Source organism: Actinoplanes nipponensis (assembly GCF_016862275.1).
Lineage (GTDB): Bacteria > Actinomycetota > Actinomycetes > Mycobacteriales > Micromonosporaceae > Actinoplanes > Actinoplanes nipponensis.
Genome location: NZ_BOMQ01000102.1, coordinates 44,504 through 62,795, shown reverse-complemented (window position 1 = coordinate 62,795; position 18,292 = coordinate 44,504). Strand labels below are relative to the sequence as shown.

Annotated in this window: 15 protein-coding genes; 12 read left to right on the top strand and 3 right to left on the bottom strand. The window is 74.3% G+C overall.

The features are described from left to right. Positions 1-419 precede the first annotated feature (419 nt). The 5 genes from Ani05nite_RS39940 to Ani05nite_RS39920 all read left to right on the top strand — a co-directional run bounded on the left by Ani05nite_RS39940 (position 420) and on the right by Ani05nite_RS39920 (position 8,123). The gene (locus tag Ani05nite_RS39940) at positions 420-2,009 is read left to right on the top strand and encodes a sigma-70 family RNA polymerase sigma factor (protein ID WP_203777283.1); all 1,590 of its coding nucleotides are present in this window, start codon (positions 420-422) and stop codon (positions 2,007-2,009) included. Positions 2,010-2,126: 117 nt separating this feature from the next. Beyond that, the gene (locus Ani05nite_RS39935; RefSeq protein WP_203777281.1) at positions 2,127-5,177 is read left to right on the top strand and encodes a putative bifunctional diguanylate cyclase/phosphodiesterase; all 3,051 of its coding nucleotides are present in this window, start codon (positions 2,127-2,129) and stop codon (positions 5,175-5,177) included. Between the two features lie 36 nt (positions 5,178-5,213). Then, positions 5,214-6,455 (top strand): aminotransferase class I/II-fold pyridoxal phosphate-dependent enzyme, encoded by a 1,242-nt coding sequence (locus Ani05nite_RS39930; RefSeq protein ID WP_203777279.1) that lies wholly within the window; start codon positions 5,214-5,216, stop codon positions 6,453-6,455. Position 6,456: 1 nt separating this feature from the next. Next, on the top strand, positions 6,457-7,740 hold the full coding sequence (locus Ani05nite_RS39925; protein ID WP_203777277.1) for an MFS transporter: 1,284 nt from the start codon (positions 6,457-6,459) through the stop codon (positions 7,738-7,740). Then, complete coding sequence (locus tag Ani05nite_RS39920; protein ID WP_203777275.1) at positions 7,737-8,123, top strand: nuclear transport factor 2 family protein; 387 nt, start codon at positions 7,737-7,739, stop codon at positions 8,121-8,123. The genes Ani05nite_RS39925 and Ani05nite_RS39920 overlap by 4 nt, the downstream gene beginning before the upstream one ends. Before the next feature lie 12 nt (positions 8,124-8,135). On the opposite strand, the gene Ani05nite_RS39915 is transcribed toward Ani05nite_RS39920, so the two are convergent. Continuing rightward, complete coding sequence (locus tag Ani05nite_RS39915) at positions 8,136-8,696, bottom strand: GNAT family N-acetyltransferase (protein WP_203777273.1); 561 nt, start codon at positions 8,694-8,696, stop codon at positions 8,136-8,138. Between the two features lie 92 nt (positions 8,697-8,788). On the opposite strand from Ani05nite_RS39915, the gene Ani05nite_RS39910 reads away from it, so the two are divergent. Both Ani05nite_RS39910 and Ani05nite_RS39905 read left to right on the top strand, forming a co-directional pair. After that, entirely contained in the window at positions 8,789-9,151 is a 363-nt protein-coding gene (locus Ani05nite_RS39910; RefSeq protein WP_203777271.1) for a metalloregulator ArsR/SmtB family transcription factor, read from the top strand. Continuing rightward, positions 9,148-9,627 carry an SRPBCC family protein gene (locus Ani05nite_RS39905; protein ID WP_203777269.1) on the top strand — a complete coding sequence of 160 codons (480 nt, stop codon included), beginning with the start codon at positions 9,148-9,150 and terminating at the stop codon, positions 9,625-9,627. The genes Ani05nite_RS39910 and Ani05nite_RS39905 overlap by 4 nt, the downstream gene beginning before the upstream one ends. 55 nt (positions 9,628-9,682) lie before the next feature. Here the strand turns inward: Ani05nite_RS39905 and Ani05nite_RS39900 are convergent, their stop codons facing one another. Next, positions 9,683-10,048, bottom strand: a complete 366-nt coding sequence (locus Ani05nite_RS39900; protein ID WP_203777267.1) for a hypothetical protein — start codon at positions 10,046-10,048, stop codon at positions 9,683-9,685. A 214-nt stretch (positions 10,049-10,262) separates the two neighbouring features. On the opposite strand from Ani05nite_RS39900, the gene Ani05nite_RS39895 reads away from it, so the two are divergent. The 5 genes from Ani05nite_RS39895 to Ani05nite_RS39875 all read left to right on the top strand — a co-directional run bounded on the left by Ani05nite_RS39895 (position 10,263) and on the right by Ani05nite_RS39875 (position 15,104). Then, positions 10,263-10,751 (top strand): aromatic ring-opening dioxygenase LigA, encoded by a 489-nt coding sequence (locus Ani05nite_RS39895; RefSeq protein WP_203777265.1) that lies wholly within the window; start codon positions 10,263-10,265, stop codon positions 10,749-10,751. 119 nt (positions 10,752-10,870) lie between these two features. Further along, positions 10,871-12,163: an ATP-binding protein gene (locus Ani05nite_RS39890; protein ID WP_203777263.1), complete on the top strand. Its 1,293-nt coding sequence runs from the start codon at positions 10,871-10,873 to the stop codon at positions 12,161-12,163. After that, complete coding sequence (locus tag Ani05nite_RS39885; protein ID WP_203777261.1) at positions 12,160-13,293, top strand: tetratricopeptide repeat protein; 1,134 nt, start codon at positions 12,160-12,162, stop codon at positions 13,291-13,293. Before Ani05nite_RS39890 ends, Ani05nite_RS39885 begins: the two co-directional genes overlap by 4 nt. 108 nt (positions 13,294-13,401) lie before the next feature. Next, positions 13,402-14,346, top strand: coding sequence for an ATP-binding cassette domain-containing protein (locus tag Ani05nite_RS39880; RefSeq protein ID WP_203777259.1), 945 nt, complete (start codon positions 13,402-13,404; stop codon positions 14,344-14,346). Further along, positions 14,343-15,104 carry an ABC transporter permease gene (locus Ani05nite_RS39875; RefSeq protein WP_203777257.1) on the top strand — a complete coding sequence of 254 codons (762 nt, stop codon included), beginning with the start codon at positions 14,343-14,345 and terminating at the stop codon, positions 15,102-15,104. Before Ani05nite_RS39880 ends, Ani05nite_RS39875 begins: the two co-directional genes overlap by 4 nt. Here the strand turns inward: Ani05nite_RS39875 and Ani05nite_RS39870 are convergent. Next, complete coding sequence (locus Ani05nite_RS39870; protein ID WP_203777255.1) at positions 15,088-18,231, bottom strand: AfsR/SARP family transcriptional regulator; 3,144 nt, start codon at positions 18,229-18,231, stop codon at positions 15,088-15,090. The two genes, Ani05nite_RS39875 and Ani05nite_RS39870, sit on opposite strands and share 17 nt — an antisense overlap. Between the last annotated feature and the right edge of the window lie 61 nt (positions 18,232-18,292).

Sequence of the window (18,292 nt, the reverse complement as noted above, 5' to 3'; positions counted from 1 at the left end):
CCGGTCTGGGCGGCCGAGGCGCCGAGGGTGGTGGCCGCCTCGGCAGTGCCGATGACGGCGACGCTGGCGGCGATCACCACGCCCGCGGTCGCTGCCGAGAGCAGCAGGGTGCGTCGGGATTTCATCAGGGGATGGACCTTCCTGTGGGGGACGGGGCCAGGTGTGAGCGTTAACAAAGGCGCCGGCGGATTGGTCATGGGAGCGCTTCCATCGAGGGTCAGTAATATATCCGCAATGTTTCGGCGCATTCAAGGGGAAGCGGCGACGGACGCCGGGGAGCAAAAGGCGACTTCCGCGCACCCGACGTCATAACGGTTTTTGGAAAGTCTTCGGGATTGGTTTTTCCGGCGGGCCGGACCGGCCCGGTGAAAGGCATTCGGCGTACGATGCGCCTGGCCATTGACGACGGTGATGGGGAGATGCGAAGCACACGGACGAACGACGCCGCCGTCGTCGCCGCCGCCCAGGCCGGCGACCACCGCGCGCTGGAGGAACTCACCGCTTCCGGCCTGCCGCTGGTCTACTCGATCGTGCGCCGCGGACTCGGGGCGCACCCCGACGTCGACGACGTCGTGCAGGAGGTGATGCTGCGGGCCCTGCGCAAGCTGCCGAAGCTGCGGACGCCCGCCACCTTCCGCGCCTGGCTGGCGGCCATCGCCGTCCGGCAGGTCAGCACGCACCTGCGCCGCCGTGAGCGCAACGCCGGGCGAACCGCCGCGATCGAGGAGGCCGTGGGGCTGGCCGACGACCGCGGTCCGTCCGAGGACCTCACCGCGCTGCGGGTCGACCTGTCCCGCCAGCGCCGGCAGGTGGAACGGGCCGGCCGCTGGCTCGACCCCGACGACCGGGCCCTGCTGTCGCTGTGGTGGCTCGAGGTCGCCGACCAGCTGACCCGCGCCGAGCTCGCGGCCGCGCTGGGGCTGAGCGTCCCGCACGCGGGCGTGCGCGTGCAACGGATGCGCACCCAGCTCGAGGCGAGCCGGGCGCTGGTCGCCGCCCTGGAACTGCGGCCCCGGTGTCCCCGGCTGGCCGCGGTGGCGGAGAGCTGGGACGGCCGGCCCAGCCCGCTCTGGCGCAAGCGTCTGACCCGCCACGTCCGGTCGTGCCCCGACTGTGCCCGGGCCGGCGCCGGGTTCGTCGCCCCGGAACGGCTGTTCCCGGCGTTCGCCCTGCTCCCGGTGCCGATCGGGCTCGGCCTGGCGGTGCTCGGCAAGCTCGCGCTGGACGGCATGGCCGTCGGCACCGCCGTGCCGGGCGCCCTGATCGGCGCGGCGGGCCCGGGCGCCGCGTCCGGCGCCGGTGCGGGGGCCAAGGCCGGGCTGATCGGCCAGCTCGTCCAGGCGGCGGCGCTGCATCCGGTGGTCTCCACGGTCGCCGCCGGCGCGCTGGTGGCCGGCACCGGGGTGGCGACCATGCAGCTCGCGGACCCGCCGCCGCCCGCGCCGCGGGTGATCGCGGGCCCGCCGCGGGTCACCGGCGTGCCCGGGTCGCCCCCGCCCGCCCGGAGCAGCGTCGCCACCCCGCGGGCCACACCGACACCGGCGGCGCCGCGGGCCACCGGCGCCGGCACGGTGACCCTGGGCCCGCTGTCGCTGGAGGCGCAGAACGCCGCCGGGCGTTTCGTGGCGAGCGAGAACGGCCTCGGCGTCCTGGTCCCGGCCGGCCCCGACACCGCCGCCGTCACCCGCAACCGGGCCACGTTCACCGCGGTCGAGGGGCTCGCCGACTCCCGCTGCGTCTCGTTCCGCTACGCCGACGGCCGCTACCTGCGGCACGCCTCGTGGCGGTTGCGGCTGAGCCCCAACGAGGGCACCCCGCTGTTCCGGGGCGACGCCACCTTCTGCCCGCGTACCGGGGTGGCCGCCGGCTCGGTGACCCTGGAGTCGTCCAACTATCCCGGCTGGTTCCTGCGCCACCGCGGCGACGAGCTCTGGGTCGACCAGTCCGACGGCAGCGCGACGTTCCGCGCCGACGGTTCCTTCCGGGTCCGGCCGCCGCTCACGCGCTGACCGCCGGGGAATCGTCCGGCCGCCCGTAGCGGAAGTCACAGACTCTTCAACCCGGGCGGCGGCACGCCGATGGAGGTGGTGCGGCAGACGTCTGCCGCCCGGCCGATCGGAGTGACCATGCTGTTGCGTACGGCGCATGGGCGCTTCGTCGCCTGGATGCTGGTGCTGGCCACCGCGTTCTACGTGTTTCCCCAGTTCAGCATGTACACGTGGGCGGCGATCGGGCTCTCCGGAGCGGTCGCGGTGCTGACCGGCGTGCGGCTGCACCGGCCCTCCCGGCGGCTGCCCTGGTGGTTGCTCGCCGGGGTGCTGGTCAGCTTCACCGCCGGCGACACCACCTACAACGTCCTGGTCGACTACCTGCACCGGGACAACCCGTTCCCGTCCCTGGCCGACCTGCCCTACCTGGCCGTCTACCCGATGCTGGCGGCGGCGCTGCTGATCTTCATCCGGGCCCGGTCCGGCAGCGGCAACCGGGCGGCCCTGCTCGACGCGCTGCTGCCCACGCTCGGCCTCGGCCTGCTGTCCTGGGTCTTCCTCATCGCGCCGTACGTGCGGGACACCGACCTGGGCGCCCTGGAGAAGCTCATCTCGGTGTGCTACCCGCTGGGCGACGTGCTCGCGCTGGCCATGCTGCTGCGCCTGCTCACCGTGCCCGGCCACCGGCCCCGCGCGATCACCATCCTCGGCGTGGGCGTCGCCGGCCTGCTCGTCACCGACGTCCTGTACGGGCTGCGGCAGCTCGCCGGCACCTGGTCGACCGGCGGCCCGATCGACGCGGGCTGGGTCTTCTTCTACACCGCCATCGGGGTCTGCGCCCTGCACCCGTCCATGACCCGGCTGACCCTCGACCGGCAGCCCGGCCCGCCGGCCCAGGCCGGCGGGCGGCGGATCCTGCTCATGTCGGTCGCCGCGCTGATCGCCCCGGTGCTGCTGGTGGTCGAGGACCTGCGCGACGAACTGCACGACGGCCTGATCATCGCGGTCGCCTGCGGCTCGATGTTCCTCATCGTCATCGGGCGCATCGTCGACCTGCTGCGGGCCCAGCGCGAGGCCGGGGCCCGGGAGCGGGCGCTCCGCGAGGCCGGGTCCACCCTGGTCGCCGCGGCCAGCGAACGCGACGCCGCGGACGCCCTGCGGCGGGCCGTCGCCGCTCTCGTCCCGCCGGGCGAGCCGTACCAGCTGTTCTTCGCCGGCGAGACGTTCACCGGTGACACCGCGCCCGGGCATCTCGCCGAGCTGGTCCGGGTCGCGGACCTGCCGGCGAAGGTCGCGGCCGAGCTCGGTGGCTTCGACTCCGCGCTGCACGCGGTCGTGCTCGGCGCGGGCAAGGACCCGGCCGGCCCGGCCACCGGCAAGCACGCGTACCTCGCGGCGGCGCCGGAATGCCTGCACTCGGTGCGCCCGTCGTTCGACGCGCTCATGGCGCAGGGCGCCCTGGCGATCGGCCGGATGGACCTGACCGACCAGATCAGCCGCCGCAGCAGCGAGGACTACTTCCGGACGCTGGTGCAGAGCGCCTCGGACGTGATCCTGATCGTCGGCGACGACCAGCGGATCCGCTACGCCAGCCCGTCCGCCGAGCACGTCTTCGGCGAGACCCGGCTCGTCGGGGCCCCGCTGAGCGGCCTGTTCGCCGGGATCGAGCACGCCGACCTGGCGGACCTGCTGTCCCGCGCGGGGCAGGGCCGGGGCCGGCCCGACGGCGTCGACCTGACCGCCGTCCGCGCGGACGGCCGGCTGTTGCAGGTCGAGTGCGGCTGCCGCGACCTGCGCGACGACCCGACCGTCAACGGGCTCGTGCTGACCCTGCGGGACGTCACCGAGCGCCGCCGGCTCGAGGACGACCTGACCCACCAGGCCTTCCACGACGGGCTGACCGGGCTGGCCAACCGGGTGCTGTTCCAGAACCGCCTCGAGCACGCGGCGGTGCGCGCCGAGAACGACGGCTCCGTCATCGGCGTGCTCTTCCTCGACCTGGACGACTTCAAGGAGGTCAACGACACCCTGGGGCACGCGGTCGGCGACCAGCTGCTGATCGCCGTGGGGGAGCGCATCACGCGGACCCTCGGCCCGATGTTCACCGTGGCGCGCACCGGCGGCGACGAGTTCGCCGTCCTGGTCGAGCAGGCGAACAGCCCGTCCGAAGTGGACGACGTCGCCGCTCGCATCGTGGCGAGCCTGGGCGCGCCGATCGAGGTCGGCGACGGCGCCGGCGGCACGCACGTGGTCAGCGGCGCCGTCAGCGTCGGCGTGGCGACGAGCGCGGAGGCGGCGGGCACCAGCGAGCTGCAGCGCCAGGCCGACCTGGCCATGTACGTCGCCAAGGGCGACGGCAAGAACTCCTGGCGCCGCTACCGCACCGACGTGCACTCGGGCGTCGTGGAGCGGCTGGAACTGCGCGCCTCGCTCCACGAGGCCGCGGCCGCCGGCCAGTTCGTGGTCCGCTACCAGCCGATGGTCGAGCTGGACGGCGCCCACGTCGTGGGCCTGGAGGCGCTGGTCCGCTGGGAGCACCCGGTGCGCGGCCTGCTCGGCCCCGACCAGTTCATCGACCTGGCCGAGGAGAACGGCGCCATCGTGGCCATCGGCAACTTCGTGCTGCGCGAGGCCCTGCGGACCTTCTCCGCCTGGCGGGGCACCGCCGCCGGCCAGGCGTTGCGCTACGTCAGCATCAACGTGTCGGCCCGTCAGTTCCGTACCCCCGGCTTCGTCGACCAGGTCCGCGACGCGCTGGCCGCGGCCGGCGCCCGGCCCGAGTGGCTGGTCCTGGAGATCACCGAGAGCCTGGTGCTGCGCGACGCCGAGAAGGTCTGGGCGGACCTGCGGGAGCTGCGCTCCTGGGGCGTGCGGATCGCGATCGACGACTTCGGCACCGGCTACAGCTCGCTGAGCTACCTGCGCCAGATGCCGGTCGACATCCTGAAGATCGACAAGTCCTTCATCGACGACATCCTGCACAGCGCCGAGCAGCTCGCGCTGGTCGAGGCGATCGTCCACCTCGCCCGCACGCTGAAGCTCGCCGTCGTCGCCGAGGGCATCGAGTACCAGGAGCACCACGACGTGCTGCTGCGCCTGGGCTGCCCGTACGGCCAGGGCTACCTGTTCGGCCGTCCCCTGCCGCCCGCCGAGGTGAGCGTCCTGCTCGCCACCGCCGTCGGCGTCTGACCCTCGTACCCCAGAAACACCCACCGGAAGGAAGTCATGTCTCTTCGCCTGGACCACGTGCTGGCCAACGCCAAATGGGCCGACCTGGAGCGGCTGCGCAGCGGCAACCCGATGTACGACGCGACCATCGAGGAGATCAACGGTCGCCGGATCCGCGTCGGCGAGCACTGGCTGGCCGACTTCGCCTCGTGCAACTACCTCGGCTTCGACCTGGAGCCGGAGATCATGGACTCGATCGACGAGCAGGTCCGGCGCTGGGGCACCCACCCGAGCTGGTCCCGGCTGCTCGGCAACCCGGCCCTGTACCCGCAGATCGAGGAGCAGCTGACCGACCTGCTGGACGCGCCGGACACCCTGGTGCTGCCGACCATCACCCACATCCACATGTCGGTGCTGCCGATCCTGGCCGGCCAGGGCATGATCTTCCTCGACTCGCAGGCCCACAAGACCATCTACGACGGCGCGGTCTACGCCCGCGGGATGGGCGCGACCCTGCAGCGCTTCCGCAGCGGCGACGCCGAGCAGCTCGCCGAGCTGCTGCGGGCCGCGCCGGCCGGCATGAGCCGGCTGGTCTGCATGGACGGCGTCAACAGCATGACCGGCAACGCGCCCGACCTGGCGACCTTCGCCCGCATCTGCCGGGAGAACGACGCGCTGCTGTACGTCGACGACGCCCACGGCTTTGGCGTGCTGGGCGAGCGCGCGGCCAACGAGACCTCCCCGTACGGCATCAAGGGCAACGCGATCGTCAAGTACGCCGGCGAGACCTACGACAACATCGTGCTGGTCGGCGGCTTCTCCAAGTCGTACTCGTCGCTGCTGGCCTTCCTGGCCCTGCCGACCTGGCTGAAGAACCACCTCAAGGTCTCCGCGCCGCCGTACCTGTACTCGGGCCCGGCGCCGACCGCCTCGCTGGCCACCGTCCTGTCCGGCCTGTCGGTCAACGCCAAGCGCGGCGACGCCATCCGGGCCGACCTGTACCGCAAGAGCATGAAGGTGCTCGACCACGTGCGCGCGCTCGGCGTCTTCACCCCGAACGTGGGCAACACCCCGGTCATCGAGCTGCCGCTGGCCGAGGGCGAGGACATCGACGTGGTCGGCAAGCTGCTCTGGGAGCGCGGCATCTACGTGACGCTGGCCGCGTACCCGCTGGTCCCGCGCGACCAGGTCGGCTTCCGGGCCCAGGTCACCGCGGCCAACACCGACGCGGAGATCGACGAGCTCAACGCCGTCATCACCGAGCTGGCCGCGGCCGGGCGGCTGCGCAAGGCCGGCTGACGTGGGCGCCCTCGCCCCGCTGCGGAACCGCGAGTTCCGTCTGCTGTGGACGGGCATGACCACGTCGCTGATCGGCAACGGCATCCTGCTGGTGGCGCTGGCCTGGCAGGTCTACGACCTGTCGGGCCTGCCCGCCGCCATGTCCGCGGTCGGCGTGGCGCTGTCGCTGCCCCAGGTGGTGACCCTGCTGATCGGCGGGGTGGTCAGTGACCGCTTCGACCCGCGGCACGTCATGCTGCTGTCGGACCTGGTCCGGGCCGCGGTGATGGCGACCCTGGCCGCGCTGGCCCTCACCGGCGCGATCCGGCTCTGGCAGATCATCGGGCTCACCGCGGTCTACGGCGCGGCGGCCGGCTTCTTCGGGCCGGCGTTCGACGCGCTCGTGCCCCGGATCGTCGCCGAGGAGGACCTGGTCAAGGCGAACGCCCTGGACCAGTTCATCCGCCCGGCCGGCATGCAGATCTTCGGCCCGATGCTGGGCGGCGCCTTCATCGCCCTCGGCGGCGCGGGCTGGGCCTTCGCCGCCGACGCGGGCACGTTCGTGGTGTCGGTGGCCTGCCTGCTGGCCATGCGCCGCATCGCCGCGCCGGTGGCCGGGCCGGCCCCGGACGAGGAACCCGCCGCGTCGTTCTGGCAGGAGCTGCGCGAGGGCGTCGCGTACGTGCGCAGCCAGGTCTGGCTGTGGGGCACGTTCCTGTCCGCGACGTTCACCTACCTGCTGTTCGTCGGCCCGACCGAGGTGCTGCTGCCGTACGTGGTCAAGACCGAGCTGGGCGGCAGCGCCACCGCGCTCGGCCTGGTCCTGACCTCCGGCGGGCTGGGCGCGATCGTGGCGGCCCTCGCGGTCGGCTGGACCGGCATCCCGCGCCGGTTCATGACCTTCATGTACGGGACCTGGGCGGTCGCCACGCTGGCGGTGGCCGGCTACGGGCTGGCCACGGCGACCTGGCAGCTCGCGGCGGCCTGCGTGCTGGTCAACGGCCTGGAGGCGGCGGGCACGGTGGCCTGGGCCACGGCCAAGCAGCGGCTGGTGCCCGGCCGGTTGCTCGGCCGGGTCTCCAGCGTCGACTGGTTCGTCTCGACGGCGCTGCTGCCGCTGTCGTACGCCCTGGTCGCGCCGGTCGCCCACGGGATCGGCGTCCGCAACACCCTGCTCGGCGCGGGTGTGCTCGGCGCGGTCGTCACGTTCGGCTTCCTGTTCCTGCCCGGCATGCGCGCCCCCGAGCGGCCGGCCCCGGCGGCGCCGGCCGGCCGGCACCGGGCGACGGTCGGAGCGGCGGCGTGAACCCGGTCCTGGCTGCGGCGGCGCAACTCAGCGCGGCCTTCGCGGCCCGCGACGCCGCCGCGGCGCTGGCCTGCTTCGTGACCGGCGACGACATCGCGTACGTCGGCTCGGAGCACGCGGAGTCGGCGACCGGCCGGGAAGCGGTCGCGGCGCTGTTCGCGGACGTCTTCGGCCGGGACGAGGCGTACTCGTGGGAGGTGACCACGGCCGCGGTCCGCGAGTACGGGGACTGCGCCTACGTGATCGCCGAGGCGGACGCGTACGCGCACCCCGACGCCGGTGGCGTCGTGCCGTTCGCGTACCGGATCTCGGGCCTGCTCGAACCCACCGGGACCGGCTGGCGCTGGCGCTACTGCCACGGTTGCGAGCCCGCCCCGGGCTGAGCGGCCGGTGGGTCAGCGCTCGGTGAGGGCGGTCAGCACGGCCGGGTCGAGCGGCTGGTCGCTGTAGAGCAGCCGGACCGCGCCGGCGTCGGGGTTGCCGGCGTCCGGGCCCCGCCAGACCCGGCTCAGCCCGGTCCGCTCGACCGCCCGCAACGACCGGTCGTTGCCCTCCAGCAGGTACGCCGTGACGGCAAGCTCGGGGCGGCGCCGGCGTGCGGCGGCGCTGGCCGCGGCGCTCAGCTCCTGGGCGTACCCCCGTCTCCAGCAGGCCGGCCGCAGCCGGAAGCCGAGGTTCCAGGCCACGCCGTAGCGCACGAAGCAGCCGCCGATGCCGACGAACTCGTCGCCGTTCCAGGCGGTCCACATGCCCAGGCCGTCGCGCTCCCACGCGGCCCGCCAGGCGCCGATCATCCGCCGGGTCTGCGCCGGGTCCTCGTGCCGGGACAGCGGGTCCGGCGCCCACACCTGCGGGTCCGAGTAGAGGCCGAACAGCCGCTCGAGGTCGGCGGGGACCGGGACACGCAGCAGCAGCCGCTCGGTCGAGCCGACCGGGGGCGCCTCGGGATCGATCACGGAGACGATGATGCGCGACGGGGAGCCGGTCGGCACGCGGTTTTCCGCGCCGGTCTTGCCTGACGCGTAACCCAGTGGTTACGCTTCCGCCCGTGGACGAGGTGGCCGGCGCGATCGCCGATCCGGTGCGGCGGGAGATCCTGCTGCTGCTGCGCGACGAGCCGCTCTCCGCCGGCCAGCTCGCCGGCCGGTTCCCGATCAGCCGGCCGGCGGTCAGCCGCCACCTGCGCGTGCTGCGCGAGGCCGGCCTGGTGCGCGACACCGCCGAGGGCCGCCGCCGGGTCTACACCCTGGTCACCGCGCCGCTCGATGAGCTGGCCGGCTGGCTGGGCCGGCTGCGGCGCCCGGCCGGCTGGCAACACCGCCTGGACGCGCTGGAGACCGAGGTCTACCGCACCCGCCGCGAGCGGCACACCGCCGACCGGCAGCACCCACCCCAGAAGGAGACCGCATGAGCCCGACACCCACCGGCCGGCTGTTCGGCGACGACCTCGTGCTGACCCGCACGTTCCGCGCGCCCCGGGCCGACGTCTGGGCGAGCCTGACCGACCCGGCGCGCACGGCGCGCTGGTTCGGGCCGTGGGAGGGCGACGCGGCGCCGGGCGGCACCGTCAAGGTGCAGATGGCGTACGAGGAGGGCGAGCCGTGGATGGACATGACCATCGACGCGTGCGAGCCTCCCCGCCGGCTGGCGATCTCCAACGTGGGCGAGCACGGCAGCTGGCACCTGGAGCTGGTGCTGACCGAGAGCGCGGGCGTGACCGAGTTGCGGTTCACGCAGCACCTGGCCGGCACCGAGGGCGTCGGCGAGGTCGGGCCGGGCTGGGAGTACTACCTGGACGCGCTGGTGGCGGCGCGCGAGGACCGGCCGATGCCGGACTTCGACGACTACTACCCGTCGATGAAGGAGCACTACGAGGCGCAACGATGAGCACGGCGACCGCACCCGGCGGGACGTCGCGCGGCCGGCCTCAGGGAATGCTCCCTCAGGCAGCCATCACGTACTGCACCGGCGGATCGGCCGGCTTCAGCGCGGCCGGGGCGGGTTCCGCGGGCGCTTCGGCGACGACGGCGTTGTGCGCTCGGGCCCAATCGGCGACGAAGTCCTGCGTCTCGGCGGGGCTCGTGTGGGCCAGCAGCGCGGTCAGCGCGTCACGCAGCGCCCGTACGCCGGCGGTGGTCATCGCCAGGGTGGTCGTGGCGTAGTCGCCGATCTCCAGCGCGTACGGGTACACCGGGTCCGCGGTCGGCTCGACCCGGATCGGCGGGTGGCCGCCCTGCTGCCAGGGCCGGGTGGGGCTCGGCTGGGCCGGACGCTCGAGTGGTACGGCGGTGGCGGGCTGGTCGGTCATGACAGTTCCTCGGGACCTGAGAGCGGTTCTCTTGCCGAGGACCATCGTTCGGGCGGTTCGGAGCGGGCGCCGGTGCGTGCGGGGAGCGGTGCGGTAGCAGACGAGGGTGGCCGGTCTTCCCCGCAATTTCACTGGTCTGCTCACTATTTGCCTGATTCGTCCTAAGGTCGATGAGGGAAAGCTCGCCACCCCTGAAGGTCACCAGGAGGGTTCCATGGCACAGGCCATGTCCCCAGCGTCCGCCCCGGCGGTTCGCTCGGCCCGGATCGCTCGCCTGCTCGCGCTCGTGCTCGTGGCCGCGGGCGCTGTCATGGTCGTCGCCGGTGCGGTGACGTGGACCATGGTCAGCAGCAAGCTCGCCGAGGAGAAGATCACCGTGGCCGACGACGCCAAGTGGTTCGCCGGCGACGAGGTGGACGGCCCGCTGACCGCCTATTCGCAGGCTGACATCATCGATCACCACTCGCGCGCCATCAGCGGCGGAAAGACCTACGCTGAACTGGCGAAGGACGACCCGGTCCGCGCCACCATGATGAACGCCTCTTTCCTGCGCGCGTCGTTGTTCACCTCCGTGCTGTCGTTCGGTGTCTCCGCGATGGCCATCGGCCTGGGTCTGCTGACCGCGCTGATCGGCTACGCGCTGCTGGTGATCGGCAGAGGCGTGGCCGCTCCCGCAACGGGACGTGCGCCCACGGACGGTTGATCTCGCGGCGGCGCTCGTGAGCCTCGCCGACGATCACCGCGGGAGCGGCGGGGCGGCGGGCTGGTCCTGTGCCACGTGCGTTGGTCACCGCGGCGGCCGCCCTCTATCCTGCCCATGCCATGAGCGACGACTCCCTGATCACCAGTCTCACCGGCGCCATCGAGGCGCGGCCCGACGATCTGACGCTGCGCCTGCACCTGGGCGGCCTGCTGGTGGACGCCGGCCGGGCCGTCGAGGCGGTCGCGCAGGCCGGGCTGGTCCTGGCCCGCGACCCGGGCAACACCGCCGCGCAGGCCCTGATGCAGCGGGCGCTCGCCGCGGCCGCGCCGGGGGCCGCGGTCGCCGGTCCGGAGGCGGGCGCGCCGGCCACCGGCCCCGGTGCGGAGCCGCCGGACGACGGCGACCCGCTGGCCGCCTACGAGCAGGAGCTGGCCCCGGTGGTGCCGCCCCGCTACGTCTCCTCCGAGCAGGCGCCCGGCCCGCTGCCGGCCGGCGGCCCGCCCGAGCCGGTCCGGGGCGGGGAGGACCGGGCGTTCGACGTCGAGTCGTCGGGCGTGCGGCTGGCCGACGTCGGGGGCATGACCGAGGTCAAGGAGCGCCTCGAGCTCGCGTTCCTGGGCCCGATGCGCAACCCCGAACTGCGCAAGCTGTACGGCAAGAGCCTGCGGGGCGGCCTCATGCTGTACGGCCCGCCGGGCTGCGGCAAGACGTTCATCGCCCGGGCGGTGGCCGGGGAGATGGGCGCCCGGTTCATGTCCCTGTCGATCGTGGACGTGCTCGACATGTGGCTCGGCAACTCGGAGCGCAACCTGCACGAGCTGTTCCAGACGGCCCGCCGGAACGCACCCTGCGTGCTGTTCCTCGACGAGATCGACGCGCTCGGCCAGAAGCGCTCCCACCTGCACTCCCAGTCGATGCGGACGGTGGCCAACCAGCTGCTCGCCGAGCTGGACGGCGTGGACACCGACAACGAGGGCGTGTTCGTGCTGGCCGCGACCAACACCCCGTGGCAGGTCGACCCGGCCCTGCGCCGCCCGGGACGGCTCGACCGGATGGTGCTGGTGCTGCCGCCCGACGCCGAGGCGCGCCGGGCGATCATCGAGCGGAACCTGCGCGACCGGCCGATCGCCGGCATCGACCTGCCCCGGATCGTCGCGGCGACCGAGGACTTCTCCGGCGCCGATCTCACCCACCTGTGCGAGTCGGCGGCCGAGTACGCGATGGCCGACTCGGTCCGCAGCGGCAAGATCCGCATGATCGAGCAACGCGACGTGCTGCGGGCGCTGAAGGAGGTACGGCCGTCCACCGGCCCCTGGTTCGCCACCGCCCGCAACGTCGCGATGTTCGCCAACGAGGGCGGGGCGTACGACGACCTCGTCGCGTACCTGAAGAAGCGGAAGCTGCTCCGGTGACCGCGGCCGGACCGGCGGACGACCTCGACGCCCGGATCCACCACCTGCTGGCCGCAGGGCGGCCGGACGACGCCGCCCGGATGGCCGAGCGGAAGCTGGTCGACGACCCGGACGACGTCACCGCGCTCGTGCTCCTCGCCGCCTGCCGGCAGGCCGCCGGCCGCTACGACGACGCGCTGGCGGCGGCCAACCGGGCCCTGGCCGTGGCTCCGGAGCTGGCCGTGGCCCACCGGCAGGCCGCCGCGGCGCTGTTGCGCAGCGGGCGGGCCGGGGAGGCGATCCAAGCCGCCCGGGCCGCCCGGGATCTGGCGCCGGTCGATCAGCACGGCGAGCTGATCCTGGCCTACGCGCTGCTGGAGGCGGGCGGGACCGGCAACATCGTCGCCGCCCTGGAGGCCGCCCAGCGGGCCCGGCGCCTCGCCCCGGACGACCCGATGGTCCACGTGGCGGAGGGTGACGCGCTGCGGCGGACGGCCCGCTTCGACGCGGCCCGGGAGGCGTACGAGCGGGCCCTGGCCCTGGCCCCCGACGATGCCGTCGCGTTGTACTCGCTGGCGGAGCTGGACGCCGGGCGGGGGCGGGCGCTGAGCGCGGCGCCGGCCCTGGCCGCCGTCCTGGCCGCCGAGCCGGCCGACGCCACGGTCCTCCGCGTCGCGACCCGCAGCGCCCGCGGAGCGCTGTGGCTGGTCACCGACGTGGCGAGCCTGCTGCTGGTGATCGCGTCGGTGGCCACCAGCCTGCTGCGGCTGGGCGTCGACGGCCCGGCCGGCTCCGCGGCCGGCGTGGCGACGGCCGTCGGCGGCATCGGGTGCGCCGCGGCGTTCCTGCGGTGGCGGCTGCGGGCGCTGTCCCGGCCGACCCTGACGCTGATCCGGCAGCACCTGCGCCGTCCCACCTTCGCCGTGGCCGTGCTGCGGCTGGTCGCCACGGCGGTCGCCGCGCTGCTGTTCGCCGTCGACCCGGACCCCGGCGGCTCGGGCGGGCTCAAGGTGTTCGCCATGCCGGCGACGTCGCTGCCGTTCATCCTGCTCCTGCTGCGGGCCCGGAACTGGTTCGCCCGCGAGGTCAGCTGGCTGCTCCGGCGCGGCTGGTTCGGCGTGGCCCGCGGCGCCGGCCGGCCGCGACCCTGACCGCACCAGCCCGCGGGCGGCCCCGGCGTGACACGGGCGGACGCCGTGTCCGGGGTCGTGTCAGCGCCATGGCGGAGGGGTGACAGGCCGGCCGCCGATCGTGGTGGCATGAGAACGACAGCGATTGAGGTCTCCGGGCTGCGCAAGGCCTTCGGGGACCGGACCGTGCTCGACGGCATCGACCTGACCGTGCCCGCCGGCACGGTCTTCTCCCTGCTCGGGCCGAACGGTGCGGGCAAGACCACAGCGGTCAACGTGCTGACCACGTTGATGAGGGCGGACGGCGGGACGGTACGCGTCGCCGGGCACGACGTCGCCTCCGAGGCCAAGGCGGTGCGCGCGGCGATCGGGGTCACCGGCCAGTTCGCCGCGGTGGACGAGCTGCTGACCGGGCGGGAGAACCTCCAGCTGATGGTGGATCTCCACCGGGTGGGCGCCGGACCGGGCCGGCGGATCATCGCCGAGCTGCTGGAACGCTTCGAGCTGGCGGAGTCGGCGCAGCGGCGGGTGGCCACCTGGTCCGGCGGCATGCGCCGCAAGCTGGACCTGGCCATGACGCTCGTCGGCGACCCGCGGATCATCTTCCTGGACGAGCCCACGACCGGCCTGGACCCGCGCAGCCGCCGCACCATGTGGGCCATCATCCGGGACCTGGTGGCCGGCGGCGTGACCGTCTTCCTGACCACCCAGTACCTCGAGGAGGCCGACCAACTGGCCGACCGGATCGCGGTCCTCGACCACGGCAAGCTGGTCGCCCAGGGCACCCCCGACGAGCTCAAGCGCCGCATCCCCGGCGGTCACGTCCGGCTGCGGTTCGCCGACCCCGGCGACCTCGACGCGGCCGCGCGGATCCTGGCCGGCGCCACCCGCGACGACGAGGAGCTGAGCCTGAAGGTGCCCGGCGACGGCGGGACGGAACCGGTGCGGGTCCTGCTGAACCGGCTGCACGACCAGGCGATCCACGCCGCGGAGTTCTCCGTGCACACCCCCGACCTCGATGACGTCTTCCTCGCCCTGACCAGCCACCCGAGCACGGAGGTACCGGCGCCATGACCACCCCTGCCACCCCGCTGGGCGACGCGGCGATCATGCTGCGCCGCAACTTCCGGCACACCGTCCGGAACCCGACCTCGGTGTTCAACGCGGTCCTGTTCCCGATCGTCATCATGCTGATGTTCGTGTACCTGCTCGGCGGCGCCTTCGACGTCGGGGAGAAGTACGTCGACTACGCCACCCCCGGGATGATCCTGCTGGCCATCTGTTACGGGCTGAGCGCCACCTCGACGGCCGTGAACTCCGACATGACCAAGGGCATCATCAACCGCTTCAAGGTCATGGACGTCTCCCGCGGCGCGCTGCTGAACGGGTACGTGGCCACCACCGTCGTCACCAACCTGATCGCCGTGGCGGCCGTCGTCGCGACGGCCCTGCTGCTGGGCTTCCGCTCGCCCGCGGGGCCGCTCGACTGGCTCGGCGTGCTCGGCCTCGTGCTGCTCACCGCGCTCGCCACCGGCTGGCTCACGGTCGCCCTGGGCCTGGCCGCCAAGACCCCGGAGGGGGCGGGCATGGCCACCGTGCCGCTGATCATGCTGCCGTTCTTCAGCAGCGCGATCGTGCCGGCCGAGAAGATGGGGCCCGGCGTCCGGCAGTTCGCCGAGTACCAGCCCTTCACCCCGATCATCGAGACCCTGCGCGGGCTGCTGGCCGGCGCCCCGTCGGCCGGCGACGCGATCACCGCGGTCGCGTGGTGCGCCGGGATCGCCCTGGTCGGCTACGGGTGGGCGCTCGCCTCCTTCAGGAAGCGAGCGTGACCGCGATCAGCTGATCCCAGCTCGTCCGGGCGCCGTCCCGGGCCGCCTCGGCGAACCGCGCGTCGCCGAGGCGGCGCCGCGCGTCCCGCTCGACCCGGGCCACATCCGGGTGGGAACGGGCCGGCAACCCGCGGACGCCGTCGCTCGCCGCGAGCAGCCGCGCGGCCTGCTCGTCCTGCCCCCGGCGCAGGGCCAGGTCCGCGGCCCCCACCAGCACCTGCGCGACCAGCAGGGGGAATCCGCTCTCGACGGCCGCGGCAAAGGCCGCGGCGTGGTGCTCGCGGGCCGCGCCCGGGTCTTCGGCCAGGTAGCCGAGCAGGGTCCGGATCGTCGCTCGGGTGTGCGGCCGTTCGGCGCCGCCGCCCAGCAGGGTGGTCGCGACGCCGAGCTGCCGGCGGGCCTGGCCGGGGTCGCCGGCCCAGCGGGCCAGCTCCGCCCGCGCCAGGGCGAGCTCGGCCAGCGCGTCCGGCCAGGTGACCCGTTCCGCGAGCCGCTGCGCCTCGGCGATCGCCGCCGCGCCGCCCGTCCGGTCGCCCCGCATCCAGCAGAGCTGCGCCAGCCGCGACCGCAGGACGATGACGTCCTCGACCGCGCCGACCTCGGTGAGGATCGCGATCGCCTCCTCGTAGTGCGCGCAGGCGGCGGCCAGCCGGCCGCGCATGGCGATGCGGTCGGCCAGCTCGGTCAGGGCGAACGAGGTTCCCAGCCGCTCGCCGAGCGCCCGGAACTCGGCCAGCGCCCGCTCCACGTCCGCGTCGGCGTCCCGGCCGCCGTGGCCCGCGTTGATCAGTGTCTTGCCGAGTAGCAGCCGGGTCTGGGCGCGGACCCAGGGATCGTCGTCGTCCAGCAGCGGCTCGAAGGCGGTCTTGAACGCCGCCGGCTCCCGCAGGACCCGTTCCAGCGGGGCGACAAAGCTCATCAGCGGGTGGCCGGGCCGGCTGCGCCGGTGGAACCGGTACGCCTTCTCGATCCACTCGCCGGCGTCGCGTTCATCGCCCCGGCCGGAGGTCAGGAAGAGCACCACGAAGGCGTACACGGTGGCCCGGATGTCGTCGGCCGCCGCGCCGGGCAGCGCGGTCGCCGCCGTGATCAGCTCGAGGCCCTCGGCCTTGTGCCCGCCCAGCCACCAGTACCAGCCGGCCGCCGCGGCCAGGCGCATCGCCGCGGGCGCCTCGCCGGCCGCGAGCGCGCCCCGCATCGCGGCGCCGATGTTGTCGTGCTCCGCCCGCAGCGTGGCCAGCCAGACCAGCTGTTCGGCCCGGCGCAGCTGCGGCTCCGCGGTCTCGGCCAGCCCGGTGAAGTGATCCAGATGCGCCCGGCGGGCCCGCTCCGACTCCCCGGCCTCGGCGAGCCGGTTCCCGGCGTACTCCCTGATCGTGCCCAGCATCCGGTAGCGCGGCGCGCCGCCGCCCCGGGTGAGCAGCAGCGACTTCTCGGCCAGCGAGGTGAGCACCTCGAGCACCTGCTCCGGCGCGACGCCGCTGCCGGCGCAGACCCGCTCGGCCGCCTCCAGGCTCGCCCCGCCGGAGAACACCGAGAGCCGGCGCAGCACCGTCCGCTCGGCGTCGGTGAGCAGCTCCCAGCTCCAGTCGATGACCGCGCGCAGCGTGCGGTGCCGCGGCAACGCGGTGCGGCTGCCGTTGGTCAGCAGGCGGAACCGGTCGTCGAGGCGGTCGGCGAGCTGATCGAGGGACATGGTGCGGAACCGGGCCGCGGCCAGCTCGATCGCCAGCGGCATCCCGTCCAGCGCCCGGCAGACGCGCGCCATGGTGGACAGCGTGGCCGCGTCGATCGCGAGGTCGGGGCGGACCGCGCCGGCCCGGTCGCGCAGCAGCTGGACGGCCGGGGAGGACTTGATCTCGCCCGGGTCGGCGTCGCGCTCCGGCAGGCCCAGCGGCTCGACCAGCCACAACGCCTCGCCGGTGATGCCCAGCGGCTCGCGGCTGGTGGCCAGGATCCGCAGCCGCCGGCACTCCCCGAGCAGCCGGTGGGCGAAGGCCGCCGCCGCCTCGACGACGTGCTCGCAGTTGTCCAGGATCAGCAGCGCCTCCCGGTCGCGGATGGCGGCGACGAGCCGGTCGGCCGGATCCGCGTCGGGCGCCCCGCCGAGCAGCGCGTCGCGCAGCCCCAGCCCGGCGAGCGTCGCCTGCGCCACGTCACCGTCGGCGCCGATGGCGGCCAGCTCCACCAGCCAGGCGCCGTCGGGCAGCTCGGCCAGCAGCGCGCGCCCGGTCTCGCAGGCCAGCCTGGTCTTGCCCGAGCCGCCGGGCCCGATCAGGGTGGTGAGCCGGTGCCCGGCGACGAGGTCGCCGACCGCGGTGATGTCCTCGCCGCCGACGAAGCTGGTCAGCTCGGCCCGCAGGTTGGTCCGCCGCTCCCGCTCCCGCTCCCGGCGCCCGGCGTCGCCGCGCAGCAGGGCGACGTGCAGGGCGGACAGCTCGGGGGAGGGGTCGGCGCCCAGCGCGTCGGCCAGGGCCTCGCGGGTGCGCTGGTAGACCAGCAGCGCCTCGCTGGCCCGATCGGCCGCGGCCAGGGCCCGCATCAGCGCCGCGGCGAGGCGTTCCCGCACCGGGTGCGCGGCCACCAGGTCGGTGAGCTCGGCGATCAGCTCCGGGCCGGGGCGGACGGCGGCCTCCGCGTCGAGGCGGTCCTCCAGGGCGGTCAGGCGTAACCGCTCGAGCCGGGCCACCGCCGCACCCACCGCCGGGCTGTCCGCCAGGCCGACGTCCTGCAGGGCGGCGCCGCGCCACAGGGCCAGGGCCTCGCGCAGCAGTTCGGCGCGCCGGGGGGCGTCGTCGCGGACCCGGGCCGCGGTCACGAGGCGTTCGAACCGTACGGCGTCGACGGCGTCGGGCGCCACGGTCAGCCGGTAGCCGTCCGGCTGCCCCTCGACGGCTCCCTCCGGCACCACCTTGCGCAGCCGGGAAACGAGGCGGTGCAGGGCGTTGGTCGCGTCGGCGGGCGGTTGTCCACCCCAGATCCAGTCGATGAGCGCGGACTTCGGGACCACGTGGCCGGCCTCGAGCGCGAGGGCGGCCAGCAGTCCGCGCAGCCGGGCGCCCGGCACGTCGGCGACGGCGCCGTCGTTTCCGCGTACCTCGAACGATCCGAGCAGCCCGATCCGCACCGGCAGATTGTGCCACGGGCGCGGGGTTGCATCCGGTACCCAGGTACAGGCTTATCGTCGA